Annotated in this window: 21 protein-coding genes; 9 read left to right on the forward strand and 12 right to left on the reverse strand. The window is 62.6% G+C overall.

Annotation, left to right across the window (positions count from 1 at the left end; genetic code table 11):
- Positions 1–83 precede the first annotated feature (83 nt).
- The 11 genes from OIU19_RS00005 to OIU19_RS00055 form a co-directional block, all read right to left on the reverse strand.
- Positions 84–1,466: a HAMP domain-containing sensor histidine kinase gene (locus OIU19_RS00005; RefSeq protein WP_264232444.1), complete on the reverse strand. Its 1,383-nt coding sequence runs from the start codon at positions 1,464–1,466 to the stop codon at positions 84–86.
- Positions 1,444–2,124: a response regulator transcription factor gene (locus OIU19_RS00010; RefSeq protein WP_186555266.1), complete on the reverse strand. Its 681-nt coding sequence runs from the start codon at positions 2,122–2,124 to the stop codon at positions 1,444–1,446. The genes OIU19_RS00005 and OIU19_RS00010 overlap by 23 nt, the downstream gene beginning before the upstream one ends.
- Before the next feature lie 171 nt (positions 2,125–2,295).
- Positions 2,296–3,312, reverse strand: coding sequence for a branched-chain amino acid aminotransferase (locus OIU19_RS00015; protein WP_264232445.1), 1,017 nt, complete (start codon positions 3,310–3,312; stop codon positions 2,296–2,298).
- Between the two features lie 118 nt (positions 3,313–3,430).
- Complete coding sequence (locus OIU19_RS00020; RefSeq protein WP_264232446.1) at positions 3,431–3,580, reverse strand: hypothetical protein; 150 nt, start codon at positions 3,578–3,580, stop codon at positions 3,431–3,433.
- 12 nt (positions 3,581–3,592) lie between these two features.
- Positions 3,593–3,952 (reverse strand): hypothetical protein, encoded by a 360-nt coding sequence (locus tag OIU19_RS00025; RefSeq protein WP_264232447.1) that lies wholly within the window; start codon positions 3,950–3,952, stop codon positions 3,593–3,595.
- Entirely contained in the window at positions 3,949–4,323 is a 375-nt protein-coding gene (locus tag OIU19_RS00030) for a glyoxalase superfamily protein (protein WP_186555270.1), read from the reverse strand. The genes OIU19_RS00025 and OIU19_RS00030 overlap by 4 nt, the downstream gene beginning before the upstream one ends.
- A 74-nt stretch (positions 4,324–4,397) precedes the next feature.
- Positions 4,398–5,240 (reverse strand): type IVB secretion system protein IcmH/DotU, encoded by an 843-nt coding sequence (gene icmH / locus OIU19_RS00035; RefSeq protein ID WP_264232448.1) that lies wholly within the window; start codon positions 5,238–5,240, stop codon positions 4,398–4,400.
- A 53-nt stretch (positions 5,241–5,293) separates the two neighbouring features.
- Positions 5,294–6,439 (reverse strand): DUF6708 domain-containing protein, encoded by a 1,146-nt coding sequence (locus OIU19_RS00040; protein ID WP_264232450.1) that lies wholly within the window; start codon positions 6,437–6,439, stop codon positions 5,294–5,296.
- On the reverse strand, positions 6,439–9,078 hold the full coding sequence (locus tag OIU19_RS00045) for a T6SS effector BTH_I2691 family protein (protein ID WP_264232452.1): 2,640 nt from the start codon (positions 9,076–9,078) through the stop codon (positions 6,439–6,441). The genes OIU19_RS00040 and OIU19_RS00045 overlap by 1 nt, the downstream gene beginning before the upstream one ends.
- 10 nt (positions 9,079–9,088) lie before the next feature.
- Positions 9,089–9,970 carry a DUF4123 domain-containing protein gene (locus tag OIU19_RS00050; protein ID WP_264232453.1) on the reverse strand — a complete coding sequence of 294 codons (882 nt, stop codon included), beginning with the start codon at positions 9,968–9,970 and terminating at the stop codon, positions 9,089–9,091.
- On the reverse strand, positions 9,967–12,159 hold the full coding sequence (locus OIU19_RS00055) for a type VI secretion system Vgr family protein (RefSeq protein WP_264232455.1): 2,193 nt from the start codon (positions 12,157–12,159) through the stop codon (positions 9,967–9,969). Before OIU19_RS00055 ends, OIU19_RS00050 begins: the two co-directional genes overlap by 4 nt.
- Before the next feature lie 433 nt (positions 12,160–12,592).
- Between OIU19_RS00055 and OIU19_RS00060 the strand changes: the two genes are divergently transcribed.
- From OIU19_RS00060 to OIU19_RS00100, 9 genes are all read left to right on the forward strand, one after another.
- The gene (locus tag OIU19_RS00060) at positions 12,593–13,426 is read left to right on the forward strand and encodes an urease accessory protein UreD (protein WP_264232457.1); all 834 of its coding nucleotides are present in this window, start codon (positions 12,593–12,595) and stop codon (positions 13,424–13,426) included.
- Positions 13,427–13,436: 10 nt separating this feature from the next.
- A complete protein-coding gene (locus OIU19_RS00065; RefSeq protein ID WP_186556975.1) occupies positions 13,437–13,739 on the forward strand; it encodes an urease subunit gamma in 303 nt (100 codons plus the stop codon).
- A gap of 10 nt (positions 13,740–13,749) precedes the next feature.
- A complete protein-coding gene (locus OIU19_RS00070; RefSeq protein ID WP_186556982.1) occupies positions 13,750–14,067 on the forward strand; it encodes an urease subunit beta in 318 nt (105 codons plus the stop codon).
- Positions 14,064–15,767 (forward strand): urease subunit alpha, encoded by a 1,704-nt coding sequence (gene ureC, locus OIU19_RS00075; RefSeq protein WP_264232459.1) that lies wholly within the window; start codon positions 14,064–14,066, stop codon positions 15,765–15,767. Before OIU19_RS00070 ends, ureC begins: the two co-directional genes overlap by 4 nt.
- A gap of 10 nt (positions 15,768–15,777) precedes the next feature.
- The gene (ureE, locus tag OIU19_RS00080; RefSeq protein WP_264232461.1) at positions 15,778–16,263 is read left to right on the forward strand and encodes an urease accessory protein UreE; all 486 of its coding nucleotides are present in this window, start codon (positions 15,778–15,780) and stop codon (positions 16,261–16,263) included.
- 10 nt (positions 16,264–16,273) lie between these two features.
- Positions 16,274–16,819, forward strand: coding sequence for a HupE/UreJ family protein (locus OIU19_RS00085; protein WP_264232463.1), 546 nt, complete (start codon positions 16,274–16,276; stop codon positions 16,817–16,819).
- A complete protein-coding gene (locus OIU19_RS00090) occupies positions 16,819–17,493 on the forward strand; it encodes an urease accessory protein UreF (protein ID WP_264232466.1) in 675 nt (224 codons plus the stop codon). The genes OIU19_RS00085 and OIU19_RS00090 overlap by 1 nt, the downstream gene beginning before the upstream one ends.
- Positions 17,494–17,504: 11 nt before the next feature.
- Positions 17,505–18,131, forward strand: a complete 627-nt coding sequence (gene ureG, locus OIU19_RS00095; protein ID WP_186556992.1) for an urease accessory protein UreG — start codon at positions 17,505–17,507, stop codon at positions 18,129–18,131.
- A gap of 124 nt (positions 18,132–18,255) precedes the next feature.
- On the forward strand, positions 18,256–18,456 hold the full coding sequence (locus tag OIU19_RS00100) for a DUF1289 domain-containing protein (protein WP_264232467.1): 201 nt from the start codon (positions 18,256–18,258) through the stop codon (positions 18,454–18,456).
- A 13-nt stretch (positions 18,457–18,469) separates the two neighbouring features.
- On the opposite strand, the gene OIU19_RS00105 is transcribed toward OIU19_RS00100, so the two are convergent.
- On the reverse strand, positions 18,470–19,288 hold the full coding sequence (locus OIU19_RS00105) for a helix-turn-helix domain-containing protein (protein ID WP_264232468.1): 819 nt from the start codon (positions 19,286–19,288) through the stop codon (positions 18,470–18,472).
- Positions 19,289–19,356: the final 68 nt, after the last annotated feature.

Raw genomic sequence — 19,356 nt, forward strand, 5'->3', positions numbered from 1 at the left:
CGGGCAAGCCCGCTCCCACAGGGACCGCGCAGTCCTTGTGGGAGCGGGCTTGCCCGCGAAGGGTCGCAAAGCGGCCCCAGGCTTCAACTGGCCAGCGGGCAGTGCAGCACCAACCTTGCCCCGCCTAGTTCACTCTCGCCAACCTCCAACCTAAACCCATGCAAATCCACGATCGCCGCCACGATCGACAATCCCAGCCCAAACCCCGGATGCCGGTGACCTTCGTCACTGCGATAAAACCGCTTCAACACCGCAGCCCGTTCCTGCTCGGGAATCCCCGGTCCACTGTCCTCGATGGCGATATGCACGCCCTCGGCATCCTGCCGGGCGACGATCCTCACCTGGCCACCCGCTGGGGTGAACTTGATGCCATTACCCACCAGATTGGCCAACGCCTCGAACAGCAGTTCGCGATCACCGTGCAGCGCCGCCAACTGCGCCGGCTGCTCCAAGCTCAGGCGAATGCTGCCATCCTCGGCCAGCGGCAGGTAGAAATCATGCAGCTCGACTAACAGGGCATGCGGATCGAGTTCGACGAACCCGGCCCGGCGCTGGCGGTCTTCCAACTCGCTGATGCGCAGCAGCCCACGGAAGCGTGCCATCAGCGTGTCGGTTTCACCAATGGCCTGGTCCAGCGCTTCGGCCTGCGGCGAATCATCGCCACTTTGCTGACGAATCCGGTAAAGCTGGGCGCGCAGGCGGGTCAGCGGTGTGCGCAGATCATGGGCAATGTTGTCGCACACACCCTTGACCTCGTGCATCAGCCGCTCGATGCGATCGAGCATGGCATTGACGATGGCGGCGAGCATGTCCAGCTCGTCGCGGCGTGCGGACAGCGGCAGGCGGTGGGTCAGGTCGCCGGCGACGATCAACTCGGCGCTGGCCTGCACCGCGCGGATGCGCTTGAGTGGGCGTCGACGCAGTAGGTACCAGCCGGCAAAGCCTGGGATCAGGGTCAGCGAGATGCCCCAGAGCAGGGCGTCGAGGATGATCCGGGTGACCACGAACAACGAGCCATTATCGCGTAGCAGCACCAGCCAGCGGCCATCCTGAACTTTGATCGCCACGGCATCGCAGCTGTCGCTGAGCATGTGTGGGTCATCTGCGTCCAGGCAACGCTTGAGCTCATGGATCTTGCCGTCCAGCCCCAACTCCGGCGGTATGCTGCGGATCCGCCCGCCAATCGGGTTGAGCTGGGCGTCGAACAGCCCGTAGGCGTCAAAGCTACGCTCTTCGAAGGCCTGGCTGGCAATCAGTGCATCGTCCAGCTGCTTGCCGCTCATGTGGGCGAACAAGTGCTGGCGCTGCAGCATCGAGTGGCGGGTGAGTTTGTTCAGGTAGCTGGAGACCTCGAAGTACAGCACCCCCATGAGGATGCTGCTCCAGGCCACGAACAGAAAGCTGTACAGCGCCAACAGGCGGCTGGTCGAGGAGCTCCAGCCCTTAGACGGGTTCAGCAATGGCATAGCCCGAGCCCCGTACGGTACGGATCAGCGGCGACTGGCCGGGCGAGTCGATCTTCTTGCGCAAACGCCCAATGTGTACATCGATCAGGTTGGTGCCGGGGTCGAAGTGATAGCCCCAGACCTCCTCGAAGATCATCATCCGAGTGATCACCTGGCCGGAATGGCGCATCAGGTATTCCAACAGCTTGTACTCGGTAGGCAGCAGGTTCAGGGTCTGTTCGCCGCGGCGTGCTTCGTGGCTGATCAGGTCCAGCTCAAGGTCGGCGACCTGCAGGCGGGTCTGGGTCATAGGCACGCTGTTGCGCCGTAGCAGCACTTCGACCCGGGCGGCCATCTCGTCGGAAGCGAATGGCTTGGTCAGGTAGTCATCGCCGCCAGCGCGCAGGCCGCGCACCCGCTCGTCGACATCGGACAGGGCGCTGATCATCAGGATCGGCGTGGCGATCTTGAGGTTGCGCAAGGTTGTGACGATGGTCAGGCCATCGACCTCGGGCAGCATGCGGTCGAGGGTGATCAGGTCATAGCCACCGGCAATGGCCTTGGACAAGCCTTCCCGGCCGTTATCGGCCCAGTCCACCTCAAGGCCGTGGCTGGACAGTTCAGCGACGATTTCCTGGGCGGTGACGGCGTCGTCTTCGATGGTCAGTACGCGGGTCATGCTGGTTCCTGGGCGGCGAATGGAGACTTGATTGTGCCAAAGAATAGACAAAGGGCGATTTAAGAAAAATTCATCTGCGCGCAAATGCATCGCGGGGCAAGCCCGCTCCCACAATCCTGCCCAGGCAGGCGTGGGAGCGGGCTTGCCCCGCGATGAAGGGGTAAAACGTGATCAGTCGACCTTGACGATCCAACCTGCCGGCGCTTCGACGTCACCGCTCTGGATGCCGGTCAGCTCGTTGTACAGCTTGGTGGTCACCGGACCGACTTCAGTCTCGCTGTGGAACACATGCAGCTTGCCGTTGTACTGAATACCCCCGATCGGGGTAATCACCGCAGCGGTGCCACAGGCGCCAGCCTCGACGAAACGCTCCAGGTTGTTGATCTGTACGTCGCCCTCGATCACTTTCAGGCCCAGGCGCGATTCGGCCAGCTCCATCAGCGACAGGCGGGTGATACCTGGCAATACCGAGGCCGACTTGGGCGTCACGAACTCGTTGTTGGCGGTAATGCCAAAGAAGTTCGCCGAACCGACTTCCTCGATCTTGCTGTGAGTCAGCGGGTCGAGGTAAATGCAGTCTGCGAAGCCGGCTTTCTTGGCTTCGTAGCCAGGCTGCAGGCTGGCGGCGTAGTTGCCACCGACCTTGGCCGCGCCAGTGCCCTGCGGCGCGGCGCGGTCGAAGTCAGAGATCAGGAACTTGTGCGGGGTCATGCCGCCTTTGAAGTACGAGCCGACCGGAATGGCGAAGATCGAGAAAATGAACTCCGGTGCGGTGCGCACACCGATGTTGTCACCCACGCCAATCACGAACGGACGCAGGTACAGGGCACCTTTGCCGTGCGGCGGAACGAAGCGCTCGTTGGCCTTGACCACCTGCTTGCAGGCTTCGATGAACTGTTCGGTCGGCACGCGCGGCATCAGCAGGCGGTCGCAGCTGCGCTGCATGCGCAGGGCATTCTGGTCGGGGCGGAACAGGTTGATCGAGCCATCCTTGCAACGGTAGGCCTTCATGCCTTCGAAGCATTGCTGGCCATAGTGCAGAGCAGTCGAGCCTTCGCTGATGTGCAGCACATTGTCTTCGGTCAGGGTGCCCTTGTCCCACTCGCCATCGCGAAACACGGACAGGTAGCGCTTGTCGGTCTTGATGTAGTCGAAGCCAAGCTTGTCCCAGTTAATCTCGTTACTCATGACACCCTCGTTTGTCTTGCAGATGCCCGATCGCTCAGGCTGCTGTTATTTGCGCACCTCGCCACGATAATACATCCGCCGCAGATCGGAAACGCCCAGTCATAGATTCGCCGCCCAGTCACAGCCGCAGATTGCCGGTTGGCTGCAAGCGTTCGATAAAGGCCAGGTCATGCGCAACCACCCGCATTGCCCCGCGAAACTGGCCGAGCATCAGTTCCAGCGCGTGCAGCGAAGGCAGGTCGAGATGAGTGTTCGGCTCGTCGAGCACCAACAGCGCCGCTCAGCGCCCCAGCAAACGCCGATCCCAGTCGCCAGCATGGCTGCGCTGGCACGCTTGCTCGCTGTCGAAACGCACGTGCCAGGCGACATGATCCAGGTGCACGCCAGCCTCGCTCAGGGCCTTGGCAGTCAGCTCGAGCATGCGCGCCTTGGCAGCTCCTGCCACGGCGGCGTCCTTGTCGGCTTCTTGTTCGAATACCCAGGTGATGCGCAGGCTGGCAGGAAAGTTGTCTGGCGCAAGGCGGTGGGTGAGCCAGGTGAAGCCGACGATCTCGCTTTTGGCGGTCTCGCAGGCTTCGGTCAGGCAAACCACCAGCTCACGCTCCAGGCGGGCCAGGTCGCGTTTGCTCAAGGCCTTCATTGAGCGCTGTCGTCAATCTGCTGGCAGAAGCGCAGGCGATTGCCGAACGGGTCCCAGATCTGCATCTGCAAGCCCCAGTCGACTGGCTCAGCCTCGGGGCGCGAATAGCCATATTGCTTGGCCTGCAACTCGCGCTCCAACGCTCGCAGGTCTTCCACCCGGGCAAAAATGGTGGCGCCGGGCGAGGCATCGCCGTGGTGCTCGGAAAGGTGCAGGATCAGGCCATCGCGGTGGATCTGCGCGTACAGCGGCAGGTCTGGCGAGAAACGATGCTCCCAGTCGAGTTGAAAACCGAGGAAGTCGAGGTAGAACTCCTTGGCCTTGTCGACCGAGAAGATGCGCAGGATCGGGATAGCGGGGGCGAGGTGCATGGGACGTCCTTGGTCATTGGCGAGCCGCTACTGTAGCGCAGTTCGTGCTCGTCTCAGCCGGTTTCGTTCAATGCCTACTGCAGAATGCCATTGAGCGATTGCAATACTTCATCGGTAATCATCTGCAAGCGATAGCTGTAGAAGCCGTACAGCGCGGCCAGGGCCACAGCGCTGATCAGCAAGGGGCTCCACCACGGCCACTGGCGCTGCATGCGAAAATTGCGCGGGGCAACATTGTGTGATGAGTCTGCAAAGAACTCGGGTGTTGGACCTCGGAGCTCGCGGATGATCGCGTGCAACTTGACGATCAGTGCTTGTACAGCCTCGTCACCCTTGGGTTCGATAGCGTATTTGCCCATGAGGCCCATGCACAAACACAGGTACATGAACTCCAGTACGTCCTGAAAGCGTTGCGGCTCCTGCATCATGCGCGACAGCACGGTAAAGAACTTCTCCCCGCCCCAGGTTTCCTGATGAAAGTCGCTCAGCAATGGCTGTTGGCTCCAGCTGGAGTTCTTGCCCCAGTCCGTCCGCATCACGGTCTCGTCAAGATACAGGCACAGCGAGTACGAATAGGCCAGCAACTGGGTCGGCTCATACGCGTGTTGGCGCATTTCCTCCAGGACTTGGTTGATCTGGTTGTGAACCTGTTTGTACAGCTGCGCAATATCGCTGTGGCCGTCCAGCGTTTGCAGACGCATCGCCAAGCCAAATAACGGCATTGCTGCATCGATCATCTGATTGCTGAAGGCGCCCCGTAATTGAAACTGTGGGTCGGCGGCATAGAGCGAGGCGTGAGCTTCGGGGCGGGATTTGATTGTGGGTGGCGGGGTGTGCTCGCGGGTGGCCTCGGCGTCTTGGAAGTTTATGAGTAGGCCAGCGCCCAGCGCATCCTGCTTGGTGTTTTGCGTGGTCATCGATTATTGCTCCTAATTCTGTAGGGGGGCCGGGCTTTGCGTCTGGTTGCTGGTTACGAAGGCTTAGGTTCGGCTTTGCGGGTACGAGAGACCTTGCGCGGTTTCTTCTCCGGGCGTTGACCCGGGCGTACGGCCCAAAGGTGGGCGTTTTCTCTTAGGCGCTGCTGAATGTGCGGTGGATAGTCGGCAAGGGTCGTCAACGGCGGTACAGGCTTGCCTGGCATGCCGGCTTGGCGAATGATCTTGGGCCAGCGCGGTTTCCAACACAGCAGCAGGCTGAGCCAGTGGCCGGTGCCGATGATCAAGAAGGCGGGGGAGATCAGGACCAGGCCGACCTTGATGAGCTTCGAGGCATTGCGAAAATAGTGCGTGACCCCTTCGAACTGCGGGGTGAACGCTTGCCATGGCCAGGGGAAGTGCGAGGTGATGCGCGGGCGCGGTAGTCCTTCGGGGCCTTCGTCCATGAAGCGGCGGATGAACTCCCACTCGTCGCGGATTTCTCCTTGATGGTTTGCTGATTTGCCGACCCAGGCCAGTTCGGGGTGCAGAGTGCCTGTGACCCGGGCTGACCAGTGGAGCGCCAGCGGCACGCCCACGCCGTCAGCAATGGCGTACTTGTTGGCGGACCCGCTTGAAGCGACTCCTTCCCACGGCAGAACCACGATACCGCCACAGTGAGGCGGTCGATGAAGATAGACCTGTTGGGTAGTACGGTTGAAGCGAATCAACAGGTGGCGCGAGGTGAACATTTCCAGTCGGGTGAAGCGAAGGCCGAACTTAAAGTACAGCCAGGCTGTAGGGAAAGTCAGTAGGAGAAGCCATGTGATTTTGAAAACATGTTCGCTAGAGATTGCTGCTTCAGTTGTTATGGATTCAACTATCCATGATGCTGCAACCATAATTCCAACTGTTCCCGTTACAATTAGGCTGATCCAGGTTAGTGACAAAATACCAATCAATCCACGTTTTTCTTCGAACATCCCGCTACGTATTTCAAGTATCTGCTTGTTGTAGGCATAGACGGGCCCGCGGCTTTTTGGTGTTTCGCTTGCGCTTATTTTTGCTGCGGCTTGCTCTTCTGCTTGTTCATTTTCATAGGGGGTGATTTTTTTTCGCAACCTACGGGCTCGCGCATTTTCTTTTTTATCCGCATCTGGCTCGATGGCGGCTTCCCATGATCCCCATTCAAAAAAGTACATTACAATACCTCGGTGACGGACGCTAAGAATTCCACCATTTCGTCTGCGTCAGAGTTATAGCGTTTCGCTGTTGGCTTTAGGCTAAAGCAACATTTGTCGCACCATTGTTCCAAGGCGTTGTCATTCATTACCAATAAATAAGTAGTTGCGCCGAGTGCTACTGTTCCACCAATCCAGCCGAGCCGGCTAAGCAGCAACATAATAGCTCGATTTGCAGCAAGTTGGTTGGATAGTGACGAAAGCCGAAGAAAAAGCGAGCCAGGACTATTGTTACCACGTAGTGCTAACCATTCGAGGTACATACCCGCTTGCGAAAATGCGACTCCACCTTGGCCAATTACGAGTGCTCCCGTTGCAATGGCCCGTAGGGAATAGGCTGCCCATAGTTTGGATGTTCTTGTTCCTGAGGAATCCTTCTTTTCGAAGTGGTCAATTGCATCTGCAACATCCCAAAAAATACTAACAACCCCTCCCGCAGCCGCCATCCCCGCTCCCCACAAGCGAAAGCGCCCCAGGCTGACTTGCGCCCCCCGCGCCGCTGCCGAGCCCTGACCTACAGTGGCCAGCGCCTGTTCGGTCCCCACCGCGAGTAACTCCATCCCCGCCGCCGCACTGGTCAACCCCGCAGCTGCCACTTCACTCCAGAACCGCCGATCCTTGTTGTCCCGCTGCCCCTGCAGCAACAGCAGGCTCGCCTCAAGCAGCAACAACCCACTGGCGACCCGCAATCGGTAGAACGCATTGCTCTGCGCGCCTCGCACACTGTCGACATAGGCTTGCTCCAGGCGGCGCACGATGGGGGCGGCGACGCGTCCGGGGGAGGGGGTGCGGCCATCCTGGGCGTGTTCGGCCAGGCGCAAGTTCAACGCCTGTTCACCCAGCGAGGCCACCAGGTAGGCAGTCAAGCGTCGATGCAGCCGGTGGTCGCTGCTGTTGGGCATGCCTGCCTGCAGGCTTTCTCGCCCCAGCTGGCCCAGCCAGGCCAGGGCGCCAGCGGTGTTGATCTGGCTGTGCTCGGCAAGCTGATCGAGGTGGCCATCGACGCGGCTGAACTGGGCAGCCAGTTCCTTGGCCTGCTTGAGCGTGGTGTCGAGCATCTGCCACGGGTCGGCGGGCGCCTGCAGGTTGGCGAGCTTCAGCCGGGTTTGTTCCAGCACCTGGGCGATGTCGCGCTGGTTGAACACGAACGAGCGCAGCGCCAGGTTGGCTGGGGTCATTTCTTCGGCTTGCCACCACTGGGCCAACAGGCGCGCGCCGGCTGGCACCGCTTCCATGCCGATGACACACAAGCCGCTCTGGTGAGCGAAGCACAGCCCACTGTTGAGGTCGTTGTCGTCGTAGTAGGCCAATGCCTCCAGCAAGGTGGGGCTGAGCAGCCAGGCCAGATGGTCGTCGGCGCGTGCCTCGGCCAGTCGTTGCGCTTCTTCGCTCTCCTGGCGGAACCAGCCAAGCTGTACGCGCATACCGCCCAGGTTGACCCGGGGCAGGTAGCGTTGTTCGAACTGTTTGGCGAACTCGCCTCGCTCGGCGCGAGCTTGCAGGTCTTGGCGCACCAGCTCGCTGTTGATATCGATGAGGGTGTCCTTGAACTGATTCCAGCCTTCGCGGTTCATCCCTGGCAGCAAGGCTTGATCGCTGTCTTTGAGCTGCACGCGCAAGGTTTCGGCGTGCCGGCCCATGAGCGCGGCGACCTTGCGTTCGCTGAACTGCTGGTGCAGCTCGGTGAAGGCTTGGGCGACCAGGGTCTTGCGCTCGTTGCTCGGCCCGGGCTTACCGTCGGGGCCGGCCGGCTCGGTGGTTTCCAGCCAGTCCTTGAGGTGTTCAAGACCGGCGTTGCGCCAGGCATTGAGCTCTTGGGTGATGCCGATGGCATCTTCGACCACCAGGGCAACCCCGCGTGGCTTGAGCGTGTCTGCCATGGGCCTGAGCATCTGCCGGACGCCGGCCAGGGAGAGGACGCTGGGTGTGCTGAACAGTTGGCGCTGGAGCAGGGTGCGCAGCTGCGGATCGTACTCGGCGGCAAAGTCGGCGACTTGTTCGAGCTGGTCATGGGTCAGCACATGCGGTTCGGGCGTCGGGCAGGCTGTGCCGGTGAAGCGGGCGATGTTCACGGCGGGCAGGCTGTGCCGCCGGCGCAGCAATTGTTGCTGGGCGGCTACGGTCAGCGGGTCGGGGCTGTAGAACACGCGCAGCGCTTGCAGATCGTCCAGGTCGTGCACGTTGAAGGCCCAGGCGATGTTGCTGAGTACGTCCCGGACGCCGAGGGCTGGCGGTGGCTCCCAGGGCGCGTCGGGCTCGGTGAGTGACAGCGAGCCGTTGGCGGCAATCCGATAGGGCCGGTGCAGGGTAGCGCGGCCAGTGCTGGTGCGCTGTTCCATCACATACAGGAACCCTTCGCGCAAAGGGCGTATGGCATAGGCCGCATGCTTGAGTGTGGCGACCTGCTGGGGCTGGCGCAGGTGCTCGGCCAGATCGGGCAAACGCTTGCGCTGGCCGGGGTTGCCGCCAACCACGGCGTAGCGCAGCGGCAGGATGGTGAAGGTGCGGGTGCAGCTGACGGCGGGGCCGAGGTCGAACTGCTCGCTGAGTTCTTCGCAGGATTTGCGGTTGAGCTCGAGGAAGTCTTGCCAAGCGATCATCTGAGCGTCCTTACTGCAGCGATTGAATGTTCGCCTGGGCCAGGGCGTCGGCGAGCAGGCGGGTATTGGCACGGGCTTGATCCAAGGCGTGCTGCCACGCAGCGCAGGTTTTCAAGGTGGTCTCGTGGACAGCCATGCAATTGACATAGGTGATCAAGTCCGCTTGCCGGGTCAGGCCGGCGGCGCGCGCTTGAGCAAGATGGTGTTGGGCAAGCCCAAGGCGCACTCCGTGACAACGGGCAGGCATACCGCTGTCGGCCAGTGTGCTTTTGAGTTGCTCGGCAAGGCGCTGGCTAAGCGGTTCACCGCTGAGTGCATGCCAGCACGCCTGGTCAAGCGCCAGGCCAGACAGGCGCTTGCCGGCAGGCAGGTCACCTCCGCTCAGGCACTGCCAGGATTGTTTTTGATGATCGGGATAGGGCACCCACCAGCTATGGATAGGTGCCAGCCAGTGCGCGATGTCTGGCAGATCCCGGCGTGCATGCAGCACTTTCAGGCTGTGTTCGGTGTGATAGCGCAGCAGGTAGCGATGGCCATCGGCAGCCCGCACGATGTTGGCTTGGCCGAGGTGCTCAAGCAACGCTGCGGCCGGCAGTTTGCTGACGATCCAGCCACAGATGCCTTGCATGGCAAGTTCATTGAGCATCCAGAAAAAGTCCCACTGGCCTTCCAGGCTGGCGCCCTCGCGCGGCACACACAGGCAGGGGGCCACCGATAGCAGGTTTTTGAAATCGCTCTGCTGCAAAAGCGACCACAGCCTGCCTGGGCATTTGCTCGCGAGCCGTTCTCGCTCTTGTTCGCTGAGCCGACCGAGCTCGACGATCGCGGCCAGGCGATACTGCGAAGACTCGCGCAAAGGCGTGAACAGGGCGTCTCTGAAAGCATCATTCATTGGCCGGCTCCTTCCATGCGCACTACGCTACGGCCCTCTTGGATGGCTTTGAGCAGGCAACTGACGCATATCGGCTCGCCTACCACTGGCGCGCCGTCGATGGCAAACGCGTTGCTGCTGCCGGTAGCGTTTTGCGCCACCGGGCCTTTGATAGTGATGGCCACGCCCTCGAGGGTAATGCCGGCGCCATCGAGCCGAAGCAGTCCGCCTGGGCTCTTGATGGTCAGGCTGTCGGCGACTTCAATGTCAAACACCTGGGTCTGCTGCTTGATCGCTTGGCCTGCGCGTAGCTCGACATGGCCGGCCACCTGTTGCTGCAGATGGCCGCCAATTTCCACCGAATGATTGGCGGTGGTTTTGTCCTGGCGGTGATTGCCGACCGTTTCGATCCGATCCTGGCCGGTGACAATGGTCTGCGTGCGGCCGATGGTCAGGCTGTCGTCATTGCTGATTTCATGCAGGCGGTTTTGGCCAATGCTGACGGACTCATCGCGGCCAACGTCTTCGCGGCGGTCATTGCCAATCGAGACCGTCTCGTCATGCTCGACCCGTTCGCTGCGGTCGTTGCCGACGAAGGTGGTTTGGTTGTGCTTGACGTGGGTGTTCTGATCCCTCTGCGCATGAATGAACACCTCCTCATGCCCCAGCTCATCCTCGAAACGCAGCTCATTGAAACCTTGGCCCTTGTGGGTCTGGCTTTTGATGGTCATGCGGGTCTTGTGCTTGGGCAGCTCGTACGGCGGTAGCTGGTTGGCGCAGTAGGTTCGGCCGGTGATCAGCGGCTGGTCGGGATCGGCGTTGACGTAGTGGATGATCACTTCCTGGCCGATCCGGGGGATGGCCATCGCGCCCCAGCTGCCGCCGGCCCAGCCTTGCGAGACGCGCACCCAGCACGAGCTGAACTCATTTTCCTGGCTGTCGCGGTCCCAGGGGAAGCTGACCTTGACCCGGCCCCATTCATCGCAATAGATCTGCTCGTTGGCCGGGCCGACCACGGTGGCCATGTGCGGGCCGTCGATATGCGGCTTGGGCAGCAGGGCGGGTTTCCACTCGATGCGCCCGGGAATCAACGTCGCCTGTTGCAGGTAGCGGGTGCCCTGGTCGGCGCCCGACGCCTCTTGCTGCAGGCTGGTGAACTGGCAGCCCTCGTGGTGCACGCCGATCACCCGCCAGTGGACGTTGAGGTCTTCGCGCGGGTGGTCGATCAGGTTGAAACTCAAGCCCGGTTGCAGGCGCACATCGTCGCCTTCGACCTGGGCGATGCGTGCATCGTGGCGCAAGGCGGTGAGGCGGTTGTGGGTGAACGGCTTGCCGACCACATCCCGCTTGTAGCGTCCGGGATAGTCGAAGCGCTCGTAGGCCGGGGACTGGTGCTGCAGGTCGCTGGCAGTGGCGGCATGCTCCTGGCGGTAGGCGGGGTGCTTGAAACTGTAGTCGCGCTGCACCTGGCGGGCGCTGCGTACCTGTTCGCTGTAGCGAAAGCGGTGCAGGGCGGGTTTGGCCTGATCGCCGCCGCCGTTGGGCTGGTAGAGCACGGCGATGGGGTCGGCGTCGGGCGTTTCGACGTCATCGACGAAGCCCTCATCGTCGTCTTCGGCCTTGATCACGCTGCGGCTGATCAGGCCCATCTCCAGCAGGCGGTCGGTGATGATCAGTTGATGGCCGGTGGCGCTGTGCTCGAAGCTGTAGATAAAGCCTTCTTCGGCGGCCAGGCGGGACAGGAAGTCGAGGTCGGTTTCACCGGCCTGGACACAGAATTCGCGAACCTGATGGTCGAAACAGGCCACCAGGCTGACGTTGCTCAGCCGCTGGGCCTGGAACATCAGCTCAAGGATTTGCGGCACGGTCTTTTGCTGGAAGATCCGCCAGTTCGAGCGCAGGCTGGCGCGGGCCAGCTGCGGTTCGACCAGTGCCTGGTAGCGGGTGCGAGAGAAGCCGCTGTCACCCTGGCTGAAGCTGCTGACCAGGCCGTGCACGTAGCGCACCGGGCGTGGGCCGTCCCAGATAGTGAACAGCACAGGCTGGTCGAGCAGCTGGGCAAAGTCGACGTCGGCGTCTGCGCTGACCAGCTCCAGGTTGAGCTTGAACGGGGTGCTCAAGGCTTCATCGAGGGTGAACGAGACCACCTCGAATGCGGCGTCGCCGACCAAGGGTTGCACGCTGTAACGAAGATTGGATTGGCGGGGCATGAGAAGTCCTTGTCTGCTGGGAAGCGGCCATCCATTTGGCGGATCTGCGGGTTGTGCGCTAACAGCCACGCAGGGAATGGGCTGCCTCGGGCTCAAGTCCCGACACTAACGAAGAAGCATTTCTCAGTGATATTTTTGACTTCCTAAAGGGGTGTAGGAAGTTTCTCTATTTCATCTTGGGGGTGGAATGGACGCATCGCGGGCACCGTATCGGAGCAATCCATCGCCCTGCGATTGTGCGCCCAGGCGCTGGTGCTCGATGCCAGAGCATCTGCGCTAACAGTTTCACAATCGTTCACCTGCGTAGTTGGCCCGCAACCTGCTATATCCAGCCATCGAATTTGATCGAGTGGTCAGGCTGGTACAGCAACTTCGCTGCTTGCCCCGACCCTCATAACCGGCCATAGCGCCACGGATTTGCAGGGGCCGCAGGATGTTGCAGGCGGAACAACCAGAGAAAATCGAACAGGACGCGGGTTGGAGCGCCCACCTGCAGTTGCGCTTCGTCGAGCGCGACGGAGTGACCCGCCTTGGTGCGCGCAAGCATTTTGGACCTCTTTTGGTGCAGCGCCCGTTCTACCCAGAAGGTGCACCGTGCCATGTGTACATCCTGCATCCGCCCGGGGGCATCGTTGCGGGCGACCGCCTGGAGCTGGACATCCAGCTCGAATCTGGCAGCCATGCACTGCTCACCATGCCGGGCGCCAGCAAGTTCTATCGCAGCATCGGGCCCACCGCGCGGCTTGCGCAGTACTTTCACCTGGCCGCGGGCAGCACCTTGGAGTGGCTGCCACAAGGCAGCATCTTTTTCTCCGGCGCCAGGGCCAGCCTTGATAGCCGCTTTACCCTTGAACCCGGTGCCCGGCTGTTGGCCTGGGAGACCCTGTGCCTGGGCCGGCCAGTGATGAACGAGCGCTTCAGCCAGGGCGCGCTGGACAGCCGGCTGCGCATCGAGCTGGCGGATGATCCGGGCCTGCACGAGCGCCTGCGCATCGAAGGCGGGCGCCTGGCGAAAGTTGCCGAGCACCCATTGCTCGCGACCTTCTGCGCGGCCCCGGCCGACCAGGCCCTGCTCGAGCAGGTCCGCGCCGAATTGGAGCAGCTCGCCAACCCAGCAGGCGCGACCCTGCTCGGTCAATTGCTGGTGATCCGCCTGCTCGATCACGACAACCAACATCTGCAACACACCCTGCAGCGCCTCTGGCATGTGCTGCGCCCGGCCGTACTCGGCCTGGCGCCATGCCCGCCGCGCATCTGGGCTACCTGAGAGAGACGCCGTGGAGCTGACCCCAAGAGAGAAAGACAAACTGCTGCTGTTCACCGCCGCGCTGCTGGCCGAGCGCCGCCTGGGCCGCGGCCTGAAGCTCAACTACCCGGAAGCGGTGGCGTTGATCAGCGCTGCGGTGATGGAGGGCGCGCGCGATGGCCGCAGTGTCGCCGAGTTGATGAGCCTGGGGCGTGAAGTGCTCAGGCGTGATCAGGTCATGGACGGCGTGCCCGAGATGATCCACGACGTCCAGGTCGAGGCGACCTTTCCCGACGGCACCAAGCTTGTCACCGTTCACGACCCTATCGTCTAAGGAGCCCCGCATGATCCCCGGAGAAATCCAGGTCGCCGCCGGCGATATCGAACTCAATGTTGGCCGCGCCACCGTCAGTGTCAGCGTCGCTAACCATGGCGACCGACCGGTGCAGGTCGGTTCGCACTACCACTTCTATGAAGTCAACGACGCGCTGGTGTTCGAGCGTGAGCCGACCCTCGGCTTTCGCCTGGACATACCGGCCGGCACCGCGGTGCGCTTCGAACCAGGCCAGGCGCGCACCGTGCAGTTGGTGGCCTACGCTGGCAAGCGAGAGGTGTATGGCTTTCAGGGCAAGGTGATGGGCGCGCTGGAGGGCAGGCTATGAGCCGAATTTCCCGCCAGGCCTATGCCGACATGTTCGGCCCCACCGTAGGCGACCGGGTGCGTCTGGCCGACACCGCGCTGTGGGTGGAAGTGGAGAAGGACTTCACCATCTATGGCGAGGAGGTCAAGTTCGGCGGTGGCAAGGTCATCCGCGATGGCATGGGCCAGGGCCAGATGCTGGCGGGCGAGGCGATGGACCTGGTGCTGACCAACGCGCTGATCATCGACCACTGGGGCATCGTCAAGGCCGACATCGGCGTCAAGCAGGGTCGCATCGCCGCGATCGGCAAGGCAGGCAACCCGGATGTGCAGCCCGGCGTCACCGTGCCGGTTGGGCCCGGCACCGAAGTGATTGCCGCCGAGGGCAAGATCGTCACCGCCGGTGGCATCGACTCGCATATCCACTTCATCTGCCCGCAGCAGGTCGAAGAGGCATTGACCAGTGGCGTCACCACCTTCATCGGTGGCGGCACGGGGCCGGCGACCGGCACCAATGCCACCACCTCCACGCCGGGTCCGTGGTACCTGGCGCGCATGCTGCAGGCGGCCGATTGCCTGCCGATCAACATCGGCCTGTTGGGCAAGGGCAACGCCTCGCGCCCCGAAGCGCTGCGCGAGCAGATTGCCGCAGGTGCGGTTGGCCTGAAACTGCATGAGGACTGGGGCTCGACTCCGGCGGCCATCGACTGTTGCCTGGGCGTGGCCGAGGAGATGGACATCCAAGTGGCGATCCACACCGATACCCTCAATGAGTCGGGCTGCATCGAAGACACCCTGGCGGCGATTGGCGATCGCACCATCCATACCTTCCACACCGAAGGCGCCGGTGGCGGGCATGCGCCCGATATCATTCGTGCGGCGGGGCAGGCCAACGTGCTGCCGTCCTCGACCAACCCGACCTTGCCCTACACCGTCAATACGGTCGATGAGCACCTGGACATGCTCATGGTCTGCCACCACCTCGACCCGAGCATCGCCGAAGACGTGGCCTTCGCCGAGTCGCGCATCCGCCGCGAGACGATTGCCGCCGAAGACATCCTGCATGACATGGGCGCCTTCGCCATGACCTCGTCCGACTCCCAAGCCATGGGCCGGGTCGGTGAAGTGGTGCTGCGCACCTGGCAGGTGGCGCACCAGATGAAGCTGCGCCGCGGCCCGCTGGCACCAGACAGCGACTACAGCGACAACTTCCGGGTCAAGCGCTACATCGCCAAGTACACCATGAACCCGGCGCTGACCCATGGCATTGCCCATGAAGTCGGTTCGGTCGAGGTCGGCAAGCTGGCTGACCTGGTGCTGTGGGCGCCGGCGTTCTTTGCGGTCAAGCCGGCCCTGGTGATCAAAGGCGGGATGATCGTCACCGCGCCGATGGGCGATATCAACGGCTCGATCCCCACCCCGCAGCCCGTGCATTACCGGCCGATGTTCGGCGCCATGGGCGCCGCCCGGCATGCCACGCGCATGACCTTCCTGCCCCAGGCGGCGATCGACCGTGGCCTGGCCGAGGAGCTCAACCTGCGCAGCCTGATCGGCGTCGCCCACGGCTGTCGCCAGGTGCGCAAGGCGCACATGCTGCACAACACCTTGCAGCCTGTCATCGAAGTCGATGCGCAAACCTACCAGGTGCGCGCCGACGGCGAGTTGCTGGTTTGCGAACCGGCCCGCGAATTGCCGCTGGCCCAGCGTTATTTTCTGTTCTGAAGGAGCAAGCATGATTGTCCTGACCCGACGCATCGCCGATGCCGCACCGGTGACCGCTAGCGTCACCTTGGATGTCGACAGCCGTATCAAGAGCCGCCTGCGCGTCACCCTCGACGATGGCCGCGAGGCCGGGTTGATGCTCGAGCGCGGTCATCTGCTGCGCGGTGGCGAGCTGCTCGCTGACGCCGACGGCAGCCAGGTCGTGCGTGTGGTGGCCGCGCCAGAGGCGGTATCCACGGTGCGCTGCAGCGACCCTTTGCTGCTGGCTCGCGCTGCCTATCACCTGGGTAACCGCCATGTGCCACTGCAGATCGAAGCCGGGCTGCTGCGCTATCAGCATGACTATGTGCTCGATGACATGGTGCGCGGCCTTGGCCTGAGCGTGGACGCCGAGCAGGCGCCATTCGAACCGGAAGCGGGTGCCTACCAGAGCGCGCCGCATAGCCATAGCCACGGCAACGATCATCCGTTCGTGCGCCTGCCTGCCCATTCCTGAGGAATCATCAATGAAAAAAAGCCTTGCCCTGTTGTTGCTGCTGGTCGCTGTACCGGCCTTCGCCCACCCTGGCCACGACAGCAACCCGCTGCACGATGGCTTGCTGCATCCGCTGACGGGCCTCGATCACTTGCTGATGCTGCTCGGTACCGGCGTGTTGGCGGCACTGACCCGGCGCAGCCTGACGTTGCCGCTGGCGACCTTGGCGGCGATGTTCGCAGGCGCAGTGCTGGGGCATCTGTTCGGTGATGTGCTGGGGATGGAAAGCATGATCATCGGCTCGCTGCTGGTGGCGGCCGCGGCGCTGCTGGTGCCAGGTCGGCAGCTGGTGCTGGCGTTGGCCATGCCGATCTTCGCCTTGTTCCATGGCTGGGCGCACGGTGTCGAAGCGACCCCGAGTGCGTTCTGGCTGTTCAGTGCAGGCTTTGTCACCGTCAGCGGCCTGTTGTTGGGGGCAGGCTTTGCCGTAGGTTGCCTGCTGCGTCGCCATAGCGGCTTGCAGAAGGCCTTCGGCGGCGGCCTGCTGGCTGGCGCTGCGCTGGTCGTGGCCGGTTGATGAGCAGCGACCTGGCGCTGCTGCGCCTGCTGCAGCTGGCCAGCCCCGGCTTGCCGGTGGGCGGCTTTACCTATTCGCAAGGGCTGGAGTGGGCGGTCGAGGCTGGCTGGGTGAACAACATTGCCAGCTTCTGTGACTGGCAGCGAGAGCAGTTGCACGACACCCTCGGCTACCTCGACTGGCCGCTGCTGGCGCGCCTGTACCATGCCTGCCAGGCCAATGACGCTCAAGCCTTTGGGCGCTGGAGCCAGTTCTTGCTGGCCAACCGCGAGACCGCCGAGCTGCGCCTTGAGGAGCGCCAGCGCGGATATGCCCTGGCACGGATGCTCGACGGCTGGCAGCTGGGCCAAGACCCGGCCTGGCGAGCGAGCCTTGAGCTTAGCCAGCTGGGCGGTATGGCCTGGCTCGCCGTGCACTGGTCGATCCCGTTACGCCAACTAGCCCTGGGCCTGGGTTTTGCCTGGTTGGAAGGGGCGGTGATGGCTGGGGTCAAGCTGGTGCCGTTCGGCCAGCAGGCCGCCCAGACCCTGCTGCGCGACCTCGGTGAAGCGCTGCCCGCAGTGCTTGACCAGGCCTTGACCCTGACCGACGAGCAACTCGGTGGCGGCTTGCCGCTGCTGGCGATTGCCTCGTCGCGACATGAAACCCAATACACCCGTTTGTTCCGTTCTTGAGGACTGCCTTCATGCAAAGCTATCAGCAACCCCTGCGCGTCGGTGTCGGCGGCCCGGTAGGATCCGGCAAGACCGCGCTGCTCGAAGCGCTGTGCAAGGCCATGCGCGATCACTACCAGATCGCCGTGGTGACCAATGACATCTACACCAAGGAAGATCAGCGCATTCTTACCGAGGCCGGCGCCCTTGAGCCTGAGCGCATCGTCGGGGTAGAGACCGGCGGCTGCCCGCACACCGCGATTCGCGAGGATGCCTCGATGAACCTGGCCGCAGTGGAGGCCTTGGCGCGCAAGTTCGGCAACCTTGAGGTGATCTTCGTCGAGAGCGGCGGTGACAACCTCAGCGCCACCTTCAGCCCGGAGCTGGCGGACCTGACCATCTACGTGATCGACGTTGCCGAGGGCGAGAAGATCCCGCGTAAAGGTGGCCCGGGGATTACCAAGTCGGACTTCCTGGTAATCAACAAGACCGACCTGGCGCCGTATGTTGGCGCTTCGTTGGAAGTGATGGAGCGTGATACCCAGCGCATGCGCCCGCAGCGGCCTTGGACGTTCAGTAACCTGAAGAAGGGCGAGGGGTTGCAGGCGGTGATCGATTTCATCGTCGAGCGCGGGATGCTGGGGGTCAGAAGTTCTTGACGGCGCAGTGCAATGGCTGACGACCAGTCGCCCCTCATCGCTGCGACATGTCCTGCGATGAGGGGCGAGAGCCCCCGCAGCAATGCGCTTGAGGTATGATCTGCGCCCGCTCAGGAGCAAACCCATGGCCAAAGACATCGACAACCCCTGCGTCTCGCTGTGCCAGCTCAACAGCGAGCTGTGCGTGAGCTGTGGTCGAAGCCGGGACGAGATTCGCAAATGGCGTGCAATGAAACGCCCGGAAAAGATGGCCACCGTGCAGCGAGCGGCTGTGCGGTTGAAAGCCATCGCTAAGAAAAACGCCAAGCGCCAGCCGAGCGAATGACCTTGGGCTGTGCCTAAACTGCCGCCGCTGACCACTGCGCGTACGCCGCCGTCATCACCTGCCAGGTTTGCCGGTCGGCAGGGATCAGATGTTCGATACGCAGTGACGCCACGCTGATGTCCAGCGGCATGCCGAAGGTGGTAAAGGTCGACAGGAAATTGAGCTCGCCTTGCGCGCTGCGCACTCGGGTCAACACCACAGGGGAGAGTGCCGGGCTCAGCGGCAGATCGGCTGGCCCAGGCAGCTTGCGCAACAGCTCAGCCAACTCAGGATTGCTGAAGGCTTCCCGGGCCGCGCGTTGCCAGGCAATTGCGCGTATCTCATCGGCATTGACCAGGTGGTCGCCCAGGCCACCGGGGCGCAGCAGCGTGTCGAGCAGATTCAGGCCGGACGGCTGGGTCGTCTGAACACCGAGCATTGCCATGAGCAAGCCGGCACTGGCATTGGCAGCGGTGATGTCCCAGTTACTGGCGATCACCAACGCCGGTGCCGGGTTGTTGGCCTGCAGGATGTGCTCGATCGCGTCATGCACCATTGCCATCGCTGGCGCGTCGGGTGTCGAGGCCATGTAGCGCGGGGCAAAACCTGCCGCGAGAAATATCTCATTGCGTTGTTCCAGTGGAGCGTCGAGGGCTGACAGCAAAGCATGCAGCGTGCTCGGGCTGGGCTTGGCGCGGCCGGTCTCGACGCAGCTGAGGTGACGCTGGGAAATGCCAGTAATCAGCGACAATTCGAGCTGGCTCAGCCTGGCTTGACGGCGCAGGCGCCGCAGGTGCTCACCCGCCGCTGTGGCGGTAAGCGGATGAGTCGTGAGGGAGTGGGAAGGGCTCATGGGTGCACTCTGACGGTCCTTGTGTAGCGAGTCCATGACCTGTCAGGTCATTGAGCGGCGAGCAACTC

It is taken from the genome of Pseudomonas sp. BT-42-2 (genome assembly GCF_025847435.2).
In the GTDB taxonomy this organism is placed as follows: domain Bacteria; phylum Pseudomonadota; class Gammaproteobacteria; order Pseudomonadales; family Pseudomonadaceae; genus Aquipseudomonas; species Aquipseudomonas urmiensis.

Excerpts from the sequence above, each read along its gene's own strand:
- OIU19_RS00005 (WP_264232444.1), bottom strand. The coding sequence starts at position 1,466 with ATGCCATTGCTGAACCCGTCTAAGGGCTGGAGCTCCTCGACCAGCCGC.
- OIU19_RS00010 (WP_186555266.1), bottom strand. The coding sequence starts at position 2,124 with ATGACCCGCGTACTGACCATCGAAGACGACGCCGTCACCGCCCAGGAA.
- OIU19_RS00015 (WP_264232445.1), bottom strand. The coding sequence starts at position 3,312 with ATGAGTAACGAGATTAACTGGGACAAGCTTGGCTTCGACTACATCAAG.
- OIU19_RS00025 (WP_264232447.1), bottom strand. The coding sequence starts at position 3,952 with ATGAAGGCCTTGAGCAAACGCGACCTGGCCCGCCTGGAGCGTGAGCTG.
- OIU19_RS00030 (WP_186555270.1), bottom strand. The coding sequence starts at position 4,323 with ATGCACCTCGCCCCCGCTATCCCGATCCTGCGCATCTTCTCGGTCGAC.
- icmH (WP_264232448.1), bottom strand. The coding sequence starts at position 5,240 with ATGACCACGCAAAACACCAAGCAGGATGCGCTGGGCGCTGGCCTACTC.
- OIU19_RS00040 (WP_264232450.1), bottom strand. The coding sequence starts at position 6,439 with ATGTACTTTTTTGAATGGGGATCATGGGAAGCCGCCATCGAGCCAGAT.
- OIU19_RS00045 (WP_264232452.1), bottom strand. The coding sequence starts at position 9,078 with ATGATCGCTTGGCAAGACTTCCTCGAGCTCAACCGCAAATCCTGCGAA.
- OIU19_RS00050 (WP_264232453.1), bottom strand. The coding sequence starts at position 9,970 with ATGAATGATGCTTTCAGAGACGCCCTGTTCACGCCTTTGCGCGAGTCT.
- OIU19_RS00055 (WP_264232455.1), bottom strand. The coding sequence starts at position 12,159 with ATGCCCCGCCAATCCAATCTTCGTTACAGCGTGCAACCCTTGGTCGGC.
- OIU19_RS00060 (WP_264232457.1), top strand. The coding sequence starts at position 12,593 with ATGTTGCAGGCGGAACAACCAGAGAAAATCGAACAGGACGCGGGTTGG.
- OIU19_RS00070 (WP_186556982.1), top strand. The coding sequence starts at position 13,750 with ATGATCCCCGGAGAAATCCAGGTCGCCGCCGGCGATATCGAACTCAAT.
- ureC (WP_264232459.1), top strand. The coding sequence starts at position 14,064 with ATGAGCCGAATTTCCCGCCAGGCCTATGCCGACATGTTCGGCCCCACC.
- ureE (WP_264232461.1), top strand. The coding sequence starts at position 15,778 with ATGATTGTCCTGACCCGACGCATCGCCGATGCCGCACCGGTGACCGCT.
- OIU19_RS00085 (WP_264232463.1), top strand. The coding sequence starts at position 16,274 with ATGAAAAAAAGCCTTGCCCTGTTGTTGCTGCTGGTCGCTGTACCGGCC.
- OIU19_RS00090 (WP_264232466.1), top strand. The coding sequence starts at position 16,819 with ATGAGCAGCGACCTGGCGCTGCTGCGCCTGCTGCAGCTGGCCAGCCCC.
- ureG (WP_186556992.1), top strand. The coding sequence starts at position 17,505 with ATGCAAAGCTATCAGCAACCCCTGCGCGTCGGTGTCGGCGGCCCGGTA.
- OIU19_RS00100 (WP_264232467.1), top strand. The coding sequence starts at position 18,256 with ATGGCCAAAGACATCGACAACCCCTGCGTCTCGCTGTGCCAGCTCAAC.
- OIU19_RS00105 (WP_264232468.1), bottom strand. The coding sequence starts at position 19,288 with ATGAGCCCTTCCCACTCCCTCACGACTCATCCGCTTACCGCCACAGCG.